This window comes from Pseudomonas sp. FW305-20, assembly GCF_058788075.1.
Genome location: NZ_JBYTAJ010000006.1, coordinates 74,519 through 87,365, shown reverse-complemented (window position 1 = coordinate 87,365; position 12,847 = coordinate 74,519). Strand labels below are relative to the sequence as shown.

9 protein-coding genes are annotated in these 12,847 nt (G+C 59.8%); 4 read left to right on the top strand and 5 right to left on the bottom strand.

Features of this window, described 5'->3' with window-relative positions:
• Positions 1 to 51 precede the first annotated feature (51 nt).
• Positions 52 to 1,860, bottom strand: a complete 1,809-nt coding sequence (gene oadA / locus AC3WP4_RS07380) for a sodium-extruding oxaloacetate decarboxylase subunit alpha (RefSeq protein ID WP_074872132.1) — start codon at positions 1,858 to 1,860, stop codon at positions 52 to 54.
• A gap of 11 nt (positions 1,861 to 1,871) precedes the next feature.
• Complete coding sequence (locus tag AC3WP4_RS07375; protein ID WP_008156643.1) at positions 1,872 to 3,287, bottom strand: acetyl-CoA carboxylase biotin carboxylase subunit; 1,416 nt, start codon at positions 3,285 to 3,287, stop codon at positions 1,872 to 1,874.
• Between the two features lie 190 nt (positions 3,288 to 3,477).
• Here AC3WP4_RS07375 and AC3WP4_RS07370 point away from each other — a divergent pair, with 190 nt between their 5' ends.
• The gene (locus AC3WP4_RS07370; protein ID WP_074872135.1) at positions 3,478 to 4,440 is read left to right on the top strand and encodes a LysR family transcriptional regulator; all 963 of its coding nucleotides are present in this window, start codon (positions 3,478 to 3,480) and stop codon (positions 4,438 to 4,440) included.
• Here the strand turns inward: AC3WP4_RS07370 and AC3WP4_RS07365 are convergent.
• The 3 genes from AC3WP4_RS07365 to AC3WP4_RS07355 form a co-directional block, all read right to left on the bottom strand.
• Entirely contained in the window at positions 4,382 to 4,591 is a 210-nt protein-coding gene (locus AC3WP4_RS07365) for a PA3496 family putative envelope integrity protein (protein WP_076029232.1), read from the bottom strand. The genes AC3WP4_RS07370 and AC3WP4_RS07365 overlap by 59 nt on opposite strands.
• A gap of 201 nt (positions 4,592 to 4,792) precedes the next feature.
• Positions 4,793 to 5,659, bottom strand: coding sequence for a transcriptional regulator HexR (gene hexR / locus AC3WP4_RS07360; RefSeq protein ID WP_008156648.1), 867 nt, complete (start codon positions 5,657 to 5,659; stop codon positions 4,793 to 4,795).
• A 135-nt stretch (positions 5,660 to 5,794) separates the two neighbouring features.
• Positions 5,795 to 8,668 carry an EAL domain-containing protein gene (locus AC3WP4_RS07355; RefSeq protein ID WP_102614508.1) on the bottom strand — a complete coding sequence of 958 codons (2,874 nt, stop codon included), beginning with the start codon at positions 8,666 to 8,668 and terminating at the stop codon, positions 5,795 to 5,797.
• 258 nt (positions 8,669 to 8,926) lie between these two features.
• On the opposite strand from AC3WP4_RS07355, the gene uvrD reads away from it, so the two are divergent.
• From uvrD to AC3WP4_RS07340, 3 genes are all read left to right on the top strand, one after another.
• Positions 8,927 to 11,110, top strand: a complete 2,184-nt coding sequence (gene uvrD, locus AC3WP4_RS07350; RefSeq protein ID WP_074872141.1) for a DNA helicase II — start codon at positions 8,927 to 8,929, stop codon at positions 11,108 to 11,110.
• A gap of 313 nt (positions 11,111 to 11,423) precedes the next feature.
• Positions 11,424 to 12,299: a Tim44 domain-containing protein gene (locus tag AC3WP4_RS07345; protein ID WP_102614507.1), complete on the top strand. Its 876-nt coding sequence runs from the start codon at positions 11,424 to 11,426 to the stop codon at positions 12,297 to 12,299.
• A 137-nt stretch (positions 12,300 to 12,436) separates the two neighbouring features.
• Positions 12,437 to 12,844, top strand: coding sequence for an SMI1/KNR4 family protein (locus AC3WP4_RS07340; protein ID WP_008156656.1), 408 nt, complete (start codon positions 12,437 to 12,439; stop codon positions 12,842 to 12,844).
• Positions 12,845 to 12,847: the final 3 nt, after the last annotated feature.

Below are 12,847 nucleotides of genomic sequence, written 5' to 3'. Positions count from 1 at the left end.
GGGGAGCACATGCCCCCCCGAGGTTTAAAGCAGTGTATCGAGGCTGTTAACTCAGCCTTCGATCTCGATCAGGATTTCGCCCGGGTTCACCCGGTCGCCCTTGGCCACATGGATGGCGGTGACTTTGCCGGCGATGGCCGATTGCACTTCGGTTTCCATCTTCATCGCTTCGCTGATCAGCACGGCCTGGCCGGCCTTCACGGTGTCGCCTTCCTTGACCAGCACGTCGACGATGTTGCCCGGCATGGTGGTGCTGACGTGGCCCGGTGCAGTGGCTTGCTTGCGCTTGCTGCTGCCGCCGCTGACGAATTCGTTGAGCGGTTCGAACACCACTTCTTCCGGCATGCCGTCGATAGACAGGTAGAAGTGACGCTTGCCTTCAGCCTTGACGCCCACACCGGTGATGTCGACGCGGTAAGTTTCGCCGTGGACGTCGATGACGAACTCGGTCGGCACGCCTTCGCCACCGGCCGAGGTCACACCGCCTGCTTCAGGAATCGGCAGCAGCACTTCTGGAGTCAGGGTGCCGGCGGCACGCTCTTCGAGGAACTTGCGCCCGATGTCCGGGAACATGGCATAGGTCAGCACGTCTTCTTCAGACTTGGCCACGGCGCCGATTTCGGCACGCAGCTTGGTCATTTCCGGCTTGAGCAGGTCAGCCGGACGCACGTCGATCACGTCTTCGCTGCCGATCGCCTGACGACGCAGTTTTTCATTCACGGTGCCCGGCGCCTTGCCATAACCGCCTTGCAGGTAAAGCTTCACTTCGTTGGTGATGGTCTTGTAGCGCTCACCGGCAAGCACGTTGAAGAACGCCTGGGTGCCGACGATCTGCGAGGTCGGGGTCACCAGCGGCGGGAAGCCGAGGTCTTCACGCACGCGCGGGATTTCCGCCAGCACTTCGCTCATGCGGTTCAGGGCGCCCTGCTCTTTCAACTGGTTGGCCAGGTTGGAAATCATCCCGCCCGGTACCTGGTTGACTTGAACACGGGTGTCGACAGCGGTGAACTCGCTTTCGAACTGGTGGTACTTTTTGCGCACGGCGTAGAAGTACAGACCGATCTCTTGCAGCAGCTCCAGATTCAGTCCGGTGTCGAACTCGCTGCCTTTAAGGGCGGCGACCATCGACTCGGTGCCTGGGTGACTGGTGCCCGAGGCGAAGCTGGAGATCGCGGTATCGATGTGGTCGGCACCGTTTTCGATGGCCTTGAGTTGGCACATCGCGGCCAAACCAGCGGTGTCGTGCGAGTGAATGAACACGGGCAGCGATTGCTCGGATTTCAATGCCTTGACCAGTTCGCCGGTAGCGTACGGCGTCAGCAGGCCTGCCATGTCCTTGATCGCCACCGAGTCGCAACCCATGGCTTCCATTTGCTTGGCTTGCGCCACGAACGCCTCGATGGTGTGCACCGGGCTGGTGGTGTAGGCGATGGTGCCCTGGGCGTGTTTGCCAGCTGCTTTCACCGCTTCGATGGCGACTCGCAGGTTACGCACGTCGTTCATCGCATCGAAGATGCGGAACACGTCGATGCCGTTGACCGCGGCCTTGGCGACGAAGGCTCTGACCACGTCGTCGCTGTAGTGGCGGTAGCCCAGCAGGTTTTGGCCACGCAGAAGCATTTGCAGGCGAGTGTTAGGCAAGGCCGCGCGCAGTTGGCGCAGACGCTCCCACGGGTCTTCCTTGAGGAAGCGGACGCAGGCGTCGAAGGTCGCGCCGCCCCAGCATTCCAGCGACCAGTAGCCGACTTTGTCGAGCTTGTCGCAAATCGGCAGCATGTCTTCGGTGCGCATGCGGGTCGCGAGAAGCGATTGGTGGGCGTCGCGCAGGATTGTGTCGGTAACGTGGATTTTCTTGCTCATTGTTCTATTCCTCACAGGCCTGCGTGGGCGGCGATGGCGGCGGCGATGGCCAGGGCCAGCTCTTCGGGTTTGCGCTTGATCGAGTAGTTGGTCAGTTCAGGATGGCTTTCAACGAAGCTGGTGTTGAACTGACCGCTACGGAATTCCGGGTTGCGCAGGATTTCCTGGTAGTACGCGGCGGTGGTCTTGACCCCTTGCAGACGCATGTCGTCGAGGGCGCGCAAGCCACGGTCCATCGCCTCTTCCCAAGTCAGCGCCCACACCACCAATTTCAGACACATGGAGTCGTAGAACGGTGGAATGGTGTAACCGGTGTAGATCGCCGTGTCGGTACGCACGCCGGGACCGCCGGGTGCGTAGTAACGGGTGATCTTGCCAAAGCTCGGCAGGAAGTTGTTTTTCGGGTCTTCGGCGTTGATCCGGAATTGCAGCGCGAAACCGCGGTGCTGGATGTCTTCCTGTTTCACCGAAAGCGGCAGGCCGGAGGCGATGCGGATCTGCTCGCGAACGATGTCGATGCCGGTGATTTCTTCGGTGATGGTGTGTTCCACCTGCACCCGGGTATTCATCTCCATGAAGTACACCTCGCCCTCGGCGAGCAGGAACTCCACGGTGCCAGCGTTCTCGTAACCCACGGCCTTGGCTGCGCGCACCGACAGGTCGCCGATGTAGGCGCGCTGTTCAGGGGTCAGTTGCGGGCTCGGGGCGATCTCGATGAGCTTCTGGTTGCGACGCTGGATCGAGCAGTCACGCTCGAACAAATGCACCACGTTGCCAAAGCTGTCGCCGAGGATCTGCGCTTCGATGTGCTTCGGATTGACGATGCATTTTTCCAGGAACACTTCCGCCGAACCGAAAGCCTTGGTGGCTTCGGAAATAACTCGCGGGAATGCTTGTTCAAGTTCTTCTCGGCTGTCGCAGCGACGGATACCGCGGCCACCGCCACCGGAAGTCGCCTTGAGCATCACCGGATAACCGATGCGATCGCCTTCGATCAAAGCTTCCGCGATATCCGCGACGTTGCCTTCGGTGCCCGGGGTAACGGGTACGCCAGCCTTGATCATGCTGCGACGGGCTTCAGTCTTGTCGCCCATGCGGCGAATCACTTCAGCCGATGGACCGATGAACTTGATGCCGCGTTCGGCGCAGATATCTGCCAGTTCAGCGTTTTCCGAGAGGAAGCCGTAGCCGGGGTGCAGCGCATCACAACCGGTTTCCACAGCCAGATTCACCAGCTTGCGCGCATTCAGGTAGCCGGCCAGTGGCTCGGCACCGATGCTGTGGGCCTCGTCCGCACGCTTCACATGCAGCGCATGGCGGTCGGCGTCGGAATAGATCGCGACCGAGCGAATGCCCATCTCGGCGCAGGCACGCACGATTCGTACGGCAATCTCACCACGGTTGGCGATCAGGATCTTTTTTATCACTTGGAGGTTCCCTTGAGCCGGTGGTACCCACGACCTGCTAGACCAGGTCGACGCGTGACCAAATGTTTCGATTCAGTCGCAGCCCCACACTAGCCCCCACAAGGGATTAACAAAAATGATTAATAATTGGGTCAGTCATAAGTAAAGACTTATAGTTGAGCCATCAGCCTGCGTCGAGAGAGCCAATAAAATGCGTAAGTCCTTGATGCGTATGACATTACGTCAATTACAGATCTTCAATGAAGTCTGTGATTTGCGCTCCTACAGCCGAGCAGCCGATGAAATGTCTCTCACACAACCTGCCGTGAGCCTACAGATTCGTCAACTTGAAGAGCTGATTGGTCAGCCTTTGTTCGATTACGTCGGCAAAAAGCTCTACATGACCGAGGCAGCCGAAGCCCTCCAACGTGCCAGCCGGGATATTTTCGGGCGGCTAGAAAACCTCGATATGCAGCTTTCAGACATGCAGGGATCGCTGCAAGGACAACTGAAGCTGGCAGTGGAATCCAGCGCCAAGTATTTCGTGCCGCATCTGTTTGCCGCGTTCAAGCGCCAGCATCCGGAAGTGAACCTGCAACTGACGGTGGTCAATCGCGGCCAGGTCATTCGACGCCTGTCGGACAACCGCGACGACCTGGTGATCATGTCCATGGTGCCGCAGGACATGGGGCTGGAGTTCTTGCCATTCCTCAACAACCCGATCGTTGCTGTGGCGCCGCCGGATCATCCGCTGTGCCACATGGGCCCGCTGCGCTTGCAGGATCTTGAACCCTACACACTGCTGATGCGCGAATCCGGCTCCGGGACGCGGCTGGCTTGCGAAGAATATTTCAAAGAGAAGCGCGTGCACTTCAACCAGACCCAGGAAGTCTCGTCAGCTGAGGCTCAGCGTGAATGTGTGGTGGCGGGTCTGGGCGTGGCGCTGTTGACGCGCCACGCCCTGAACCTTGAGTTGGCGACCGGCGGGTTGGTCGAGCTGCCAGTCGAAGAGCTGCCGTTGTACCGCAGCTGGTGCCTGGTGCAAGCCAAGGCAAAACGGCTGTCACCAGTGGCGCACGCATTCCTTGCGTTTATTCGCAGTGAGCGGGTGCAGATCAGCGCGCTGGTTGAGCGCTTCGACGGGAAGCTGCCGGTGCCGCCTGCCAGTAGTTGAGTTCCAGCTCAGGGAAATCACCGATCTCGGCCAGCAGTTGGCGACGTTCGCAGCGATCTTCGATAGCGCGGCGAAATTCCATGCGGCGCTGGTCTTCCTGCTGACGACGGGTTCTGACGGCGCTGTTGCGTTCTTCGTAGGGCTGGGCCATTTCGAGTCTCCCAAGGCGTTTACGGGAGTTTCAAGATAGGCGCGAGGGATGACGGTTTGGCGGCGGGCGGGTTACAGGGAGATGAACGTTGTTCTGTGGCGAGGGGGCTTGCCCCCGTTCGGCTGCGCAGCAGTCGCAAAGATTTTGGGGCCGCTGCGCGACCCAACGGGGGAAAGCCCCCTCACCACAATTCCAGAAGAATCAATCGTCCAGCGCTTTTACCGATTTAGGCGACAACCGCAAGCTGCGCAGGCTGCGCTTGACGCTCTTGAGGTGATTGACCAGGCTCGGCCCGCGCGCCATGGCCACGCCCATTGCCAATACGTCGATCACCACCAGGTGGGCAATGCGCGAGGTCAGCGGCGTATAGATCTCGGTGTCTTCGTGCACATCGATCGCCAGGTTGACGGTCGACAGTTCGGCCAGCGGTGTCTGGCTCGGGCACAAGGTAATCAGCGAAGCGCCGCTTTCGCGCACCAGATTGGCGGTGATCAACAAATCTTTGGAACGCCCGGACTGGGAAATACAGATCGCCACATCGGTCGGTTTCAACGTGACCGCCGACATCGCTTGCATGTGCGGGTCGGAATACGCCGCCGCCGTCAGCAGCAAACGGAAGAACTTATGCTGGGCATCGGCCGCCACTGCGCCCGACGCGCCAAAGCCATAGAACTCGACCCGCTGGGCCTGCGACATCAACGACACGGCACGCTGCAACTCCACCGGATCAAGCTTCTCGCGAACCTCCATCAGCGTGTGCAGGGTGGTGTCGAAGATTTTCAGGCTGTAGTCAGCGACCGAGTCGTCTTCATGAATCGCGAACTGACCGAAGCTCGCGCCGGCAGCCAGGCTCTGTGCCAGTTTCAGCTTCAAGTCCTGGAAACCGGAGCAACCGATGGCGCGACAGAAGCGCACGATGGTCGGCTCGCTGATGCCCACGTTGTGGGCCAGGTCGGCCATGGAGCTGTGCATCACCGCCGCAGGATCAAGCAGCACGTGGTCGGCGACCTTGAGCTCCGACTTGCGTAAGAGGTGGCGTGACTGGGCGATGTGTTGCAGCAGATTCAAAGGGCTGGACTCTTTGTTATTGGCAGGTGCCGGGGATGTAGCACGCTTGTAGTTATACTACATGAATCGGCTTTTTGCCTGCTCAATGCGTAACTCGATGTCCCCATTTCACGCCACATGCGCTCCATGTAGCCCTTACAAGGGTTTCGCGTCCGCACGCAACAGCGCCGCCAGGCCATCGGCCTCGACCGGGCGACTAATCAAATAGCCCTGCACTTCATCGCAGTGCTCGGCTTTCAAAAACGCCAACTGTTCTGCCCGCTCCACACCCTCGGCCACCACTTTGAGCGACAAGCCGTGCGCCATGGCAATAATTGCCCGGGTGATCGCCGCATCCTCGCTACCCTCCCCCAGACCGCGGATAAATGCCTGATCGATCTTCACGTAATCCACAGGGATGCGCTTGAGGTAACTCAGAGACGAATACCCGGTGCCAAAGTCATCAATCGCCAACTTGACCCCCAAATCACGCAATTGCTGGAAGGTCGCGATGATGTGCTCGACGCTGTCCAGCAACTGGCTTTCGGTGAGTTCCAGTTCGAGGTAGTGCGGCGCCAGACCGGTTTCCTCCAGCACCTGACGCACCAGGCTGACCAACTTACCCTGACGCAATTGATGCACCGACAGATTCACCGACACCCGAATCGGCGCAAGCCCCTGACGCTGCCACTCGCAGGCTTGCCAGCAGGCCTGACGCAACACGAACTCGCCGATCGGGCCGATCAACCCGGTTTCCTCGGCCAGGCCAATAAAATCCCCTGGCGGCACACGGCCCATCGTTGGATGATCCCAGCGCACCAGCGCTTCGGCGGCATTCAACCGCCCCGTGGCGAGGCACAACTTCGGTTGGTAAAACACCTTCAACTGCTTCTCTTCGATGGCCTTACGCAGCTGGTTTTCCAGCTGCAAACGCTCCAGCGTGCTGGCTTGCAGGCTGTCGGTGTAAAACTGGAAGTTATTTCCGCCCAAGTGCTTGGCATGCTGCATCGCCATGTTGGACTGATGAACCAGCGCGGAGATTTCTCGCGCGTTGTCCGGCAACAGACTGATGCCCATGGACGCGCTAACCACCAGTTCATGGCCCTCGACAGTGATCGGCAAACGCAGCTTGGACGACAGTCGGGTCGCCACCCGCGCCAGGCTAGACAGGTTGCCGTAGGCATTGAACAAAACGGCAAACTCATCGCCGGACAAGCGAGCGATGGTGTCTGCCTCAGGTAATGCATTGACCAACCGCCGGGCCATTTTCTGCAAGAGCTGGTCGGCGATTTCATGGCCAAGGCTGTCGTTGAGCAGCTTGAAACGGTCCAGATTGATGTGCAGCAACGCCAGACTGCGGTAACCGCCCTGGCGCACCCGCTGATGAGCCTCGTTTAGCCGCTCGCGGAACAGTGAACGGTTAGCCAGCCCCGTCAATTCATCGTAATGCGCCAGGTAACGCATGCGCTCCTCGGATTCGCGCCGGGCCGATAGATCGGCGAAGAAGCCTACGATATGGCTTACATTTCCCCGAGCATCGCGCACCGCGTTCAGTTGCAACCATTGCGGATACAACTCGCCATTCTTGCGGGTTTCGACCAACTCGCCCTGCCAACTGCCGTGCTGCTCCAGCGCCTGACGAATCGCAGCGTAGTGTCGGCGGGCATCGCGGCTGCACGGCAACTCGACCACGTTGCGTCCGATCATGTCGTCAGTGTCATAGCCGGTGACCCGGCTGAAGGCCTGATTGACCGCGATCAACGCGTAATTCGGATCGAAAATCACGATGCCTTCACTGGCGGCTTCGAACACCGTTGCGGCCAGTTGTTGTTGCTCTTCCAGAGCCTTGCTGACGCTGATGTCGCGACGGGTACCGACCATGCGGATCACCCGGCCATTTTCGCCGCGCTCAACCGCCCGACCTCGGTCCTCGATCCAGACCCAATGGCCATCGCCGTGGCGGACGCGGTACTCAATCTGATAGTCGTCGCTGCGGCCTTTCAAATGCTCGACCAGCGCGCGCTTGAGCGACGGCAAGTCATCGGGGTGCAGCCGCGGCTTGAGGTGGCGAAGCATTGCCGTCACGAGTTCCGGTTCCAGGCCAAACAGCTCCTGAAGCTGGGTGTGATGAACTTCGTCGGTTTGCAGGTTCCAGTCCCACAAGCCCAATTCACTGGCCTTCAACGCCAGGGCGAGACGCGCTTCACTCTTGCTCAGGGCCTGGTTGGCGGCATCCAGTTCCAGGCTGCGCTGGGCGACACGGCTTTCCAGCTCGATCTGAATTTGCCGCAACTCGTCTTCGGCACGACGACGCTGGTCGATTTCCTTGGCCAGCTTTTGATTGAGCTGGTCGCTGCAGTTTTGAGCCTGCTGCAAGTGTTCGATCAGCGCCTGATTCTGGAAGCGCCGTAACAGACCGTTATTGATGAGCCGATTGACCTGCCAGGCGACCACACTTAATGCGCCGAGCAAAATCAGGCCGAACCAGCCCCAGCCCTGACTCTGTTCATCGCCGCCCCAGAACAGATAGCCAATGGCCGGCAACAGACAGGGCAAAGTAAAGGACAGGAACGCCGGCAGACTGACCGCATAGGCAACGCTGGCCGAAAGGGCGGCGGCGCCGATCAGGCCGAACACCCAGGCTTGTTGCATGAAGTTATCGGCGGGCACCAACGCAATGCCGGCGCCGGCCAAGGTCAGGCCGGTCATGGCCGAACCCAGCAAAAACATGCGGCGCCAGATCGGATGGGCCTGACGGTTGGGTATCGCCGAATCGAAGGCCGCGACCTGAATCACCCGCAGCGCCACCAGCGACAACAGCCACACCAGCCAGACGCTGACCAGGAAGTAGCGCTGCGGGCTCCAAAGCAAGCCAGCGCAGACCAGACCGTTGATCAACATGAATAACGTGGGCAGCAACGAGCCCTGATAAAGCAGACGCGTGCGTTCGACCGCCATTTCCATGGCGTACTGTTTGCGGATAACCCGGGGTTCCACAACGGGGCCCGACAGGTCGGTGCTGAGGGTCATAGGCAATGTTCTTGTTCTTATAATGATGAGCATGAGCCCGAAACGTCGACGGAGCATACACAAGCAAATGCCCCGGCCAAACTGCCCCGGATGATAAATAGACCAAAGTATCGACTGCCTGGTCCCCGTGTAAAAGCAGCCAAGCGAGCCCCGCCAACGCTTGCAGCCAGTGACTGACCGGTCGTCCTGCACTTATCTTTCATCGGCTAAAACAATGCAGGGTTTGCCCGGTGTGACGCCGCCCCCTAGAATGCCCCGATGCGCGATGATCTCTCCCTTCTGCTGAACTCCCTCAACGATGCCCAACGCCAGGCCGTAGCTGCCCGCGTGGGTCGTCAGTTGGTCCTGGCCGGTGCTGGTTCCGGTAAAACCCGAGTGCTGGTGCACCGTATCGCCTGGTTGATCCAGGTCGAAAACGCCTCGCCCCACTCAATCCTGTCGGTGACTTTCACCAATAAGGCCGCTGCGGAGATGCGTCACCGCATCGAGCAACTGATGGGTATCAACCCGGCCGGCATGTGGGTCGGCACCTTCCACGGCCTGGCGCACCGCTTGTTGCGGGCGCACTGGCAGGAAGCCGGCCTGAGCCAGACGTTCCAGATTCTCGACAGCGACGACCAGCAACGACTGGTCAAGCGGGTGATCCGCGAGCTGGGCCTGGACGAGCAGCGCTGGCCGGCCCGTCAGGCCCAGTGGTTCATCAACGGGCAGAAAGACGAAGGTCTGCGCCCGCAACATATTCAAGCCAGCGGCGACCTGTTCCTGGCGACCATGCGCAGCATTTATGAAGCCTACGAGGCCGCGTGCCTGCGCGCTGGCGTGATCGACTTCTCCGAACTGCTGCTGCGCGCCCTCGATCTGTGGCGCGATCATCCGGGCCTGCTCGCCCATTATCAGAAGCGCTTCCGGCACATTCTGGTGGACGAGTTCCAGGACACCAACGCCGTGCAATACGCCTGGTTGCGGCTGTTGGCCAAGGGCGGCGACAGCCTGATGGTGGTCGGCGACGACGATCAGTCGATCTACGGCTGGCGCGGCGCGAAAATCGAGAACATCTATCAGTATTCCGACGACTTCCCGGATGCCGAAACCATTCGTCTAGAGCAGAACTACCGCTCCACTGCCGGGATTCTCAAGGCTGCCAACGCCCTGATCGCCAACAACACGGGACGGATGGGCAAAGAGCTGTGGACCGACGGCGGCGAAGGCGAAGCGATCAATCTATACGCCGCGTTCAACGAACACGATGAAGCACGCTACGTGGTGGAAACCATCGAAAGCGCGCTGAAAACCGGCTTGGCCCGTAGCGATATCGCGATTTTGTACCGTTCCAACGCCCAATCACGCGTTTTGGAAGAAGCCTTGCTACGCGAGCGTATTCCGTACCGCATTTATGGCGGCCAGCGCTTCTTCGAGCGGGCAGAAATCAAAAACGCCATGGCCTACCTGCGCTTGCTGGAAGGTCGCGGCAACGATGCAGCGCTGGAGCGGGTGATCAACGTTCCGGCTCGCGGTATCGGCGAGAAAACCGTTGAAGCGATCCGCGACCATGCCCGCCACAGCGATGTGTCGATGTGGGAAGCCATGCGCCTGCTGGTGGCTAACAAAGGCCTGACCGGCCGTGCGGCCGGCGCGCTGGGCGCATTCATCGAGTTGATCGAGAACCTCGCCGCCAAGTGCATGGATATGCCGCTGCATCTGATGACCCAGACTGTCATCGAGCAGTCCGGACTGATCGCCTATCACGAAGCGGAAAAAGGCGAGAAAGGCCAGGCACGGGTAGAAAACCTTGAGGAACTGGTCAGCGCCGCGCGCAACTTCGAAAATGCTGAAGAAGACGAAGACCTGTCGCCACTGGCGGCGTTCCTCGGTCACGCGTCACTGGAGGCCGGAGATACTCAGGCAGACGAGCATGAAGACAGCATTCAGCTGATGACCTTGCACAGTGCCAAGGGCCTGGAATTCCCTTACGTGTTCCTGGTGGGCATGGAAGAAGGCCTGTTCCCGCACAAGATGAGCCTTGAAGAACCGGGTCGTCTTGAAGAGGAGCGCCGTTTGGCCTACGTCGGAATCACCCGGGCCATGCAGAACCTGGTGATGACCTATGCGGAAACCCGACGCCTGTACGGCAGCGAGACTTACAACAAGGTGTCGCGTTTCGTACGTGAAGTGCCGAAAGGCCTGATCCAGGAAGTGCGGCTGTCCAACAGTGTCAGCCGTCCGTTCGGCGGCGGCCAGCAGCAGAGCTCCAGCAGCCTGTTTGGCGGTAGCGAGATCCCGGACACTGGGTTCAGCCTCGGCCAGACCGTACGGCATTCGGTGTTTGGCGACGGTGTGATCCTGAACTTCGAAGGCGCCGGGGCCCAGGCTCGGGTGCAGGTGAACTTCAGCGAAGGCAGCAAGTGGTTGATGCTGGGTTACGCGAAGCTGGAAGCGATCTAAAAGCGACCGTCAGGGACATTTCTGTGGGAGCGAGCCTGCTCGCGATGAACGATGACGCGGTGTTTCTGCTATTCCGCGCTGCAACTATTCGCGAGCAGGCTCGCTCCCACAGTTTGATCGTGCAGCGGCGCTTGTCGCTTTTCCTACAGAACTAATCCACTCGTCCTACAGACCAAAACTAACAGGTCTTATTGCGCTGACTGAAGCTGAACACAACCTGTCAGGCAAAAGCCCGAAACACTCTGCCGCTAGCCAGTAACACTCCAGCTGTGCAACATGGCGCGCGTGCCTTCCACAAATGGGAATTCCCTTTATGAAACGTTTTCTTAGCATCGCCATGGCGTTGTGCATTGGCCTGACGATGAGCCTCGACGCCAATGCCGCCAAGCGCTTTGGTGGCGGCAAGAGCTCCGGCGCTGCGCCGACTCACCAGACCAGCCAAATGGCTCCTTCTTCTGCCGCAGGTGGTGCTGCCGCCACTGCGGGCGCGGCCGGTGCCGCGGGCGCTGCCGCCAAGGCCGGCGGTGCTTCGCGCTGGCTCGGCCCTCTGGCCGGCATCGCGGCCGGTGGCCTGCTGGCCTCCATGTTCATGGGCGACGGCTTCCAGGGCATGCAGATCTTCGACATCCTGATCATGGCGGTCATCGCCTTCCTGGTCTTCCGTTTCATCGCCGCTCGGCGTCGCAAGCAGCAGGAGCACATGGCTCCAGCTGGCGCCCCGATGCAGCGTGAAGTGTTCGAGCAGAAGCCAGCGGCCATGGGCTCGATCTTCGGCGGCTCGGCAGCACCGGTTGCCGCTCGTCCGGTAATCAATGCTCCGGCCTGGTTCAATGAGAACAACTTCATTGAAGCGGCCCGCAACCACTTCCAGTCCCTGCAGCAGCACTGGGACGCTAACGAAATGGACAAGATCGCCGAGTTCGTGACTCCGCAACTGCTGGAGTTCCTCAAGCGCGAACGTGCCGATCTGGGCGACGGTTTCCAGTCCACCTACATTGATAACCTCAATGTTCAACTGGACGGCGTGGATGATCGGGCCGACAAGACCATCGCCACCCTGACCTTCACCGGTGTGTCGAAGACCTCGCGTTTCGACCAGGGCGAAGTGTTCAGCGAAAGCTGGAACATGGAACGTCCGCAGGGCGAGAACCAGCCTTGGCTGGTCGCCGGTATCCGCCAGAACGGCTGATCCCCTCCCGCGTTAAGCATGTTGTAATAAAAACCCCAGCCTCGGCTGGGGTTTTCTATTTCGCGGTTGCATCTATAGCGAGCTACTGTATAAACCGCCCCAACTAAACCGCGCCATCAAGCAAGAGGATCCCGGACGTGGAAGAAATCATCGAACAACTGCGTGAAGCCAACGAACCGGTACCGGTCCCCTTGGAGTTACCCGACGAAGATCAACTGGTGGAAATCGAAGAACAGCTGTTCATCGACATTCCGTTTGTCTTCAGGGAGTTTTTGCTGACCGTCAGCGACGTCGTCTACGGCAGCCTGGAGCCGGTGACCGTTACCGACCCGCAATCCCACACCTACCTGCCGGACGTTGCCGCCAATGCCTGGGATGCGGGTGTTGATCGCAGCATGATTCCGATCTGCCAGGACGGTGACAACTACTACCTGGTCGAAGAAGACGGCACCGTGGTGCTGTGGTTGGCCGAAGAAGAGCTGATCGCCGAAGAAACCTGGGAATCGGTATGGCACTGGGCGCGGGACGTCTGGCTGGAAAGCTGAGAC

Bases quoted from the DNA above. Each gene is read 5' to 3' on its own strand.
- oadA (WP_074872132.1), bottom strand. From the start codon at position 1,860: ATGAGCAAGAAAATCCACGTTACCGACACAATCCTGCGCGACGCCCAC.
- AC3WP4_RS07370 (WP_074872135.1), top strand. From the start codon at position 3,478: ATGCGTAAGTCCTTGATGCGTATGACATTACGTCAATTACAGATCTTC.
- AC3WP4_RS07365 (WP_076029232.1), bottom strand. From the start codon at position 4,591: ATGGCCCAGCCCTACGAAGAACGCAACAGCGCCGTCAGAACCCGTCGT.
- AC3WP4_RS07355 (WP_102614508.1), bottom strand. From the start codon at position 8,668: ATGACCCTCAGCACCGACCTGTCGGGCCCCGTTGTGGAACCCCGGGTT.
- uvrD (WP_074872141.1), top strand. From the start codon at position 8,927: ATGCGCGATGATCTCTCCCTTCTGCTGAACTCCCTCAACGATGCCCAA.
- AC3WP4_RS07345 (WP_102614507.1), top strand. From the start codon at position 11,424: ATGAAACGTTTTCTTAGCATCGCCATGGCGTTGTGCATTGGCCTGACG.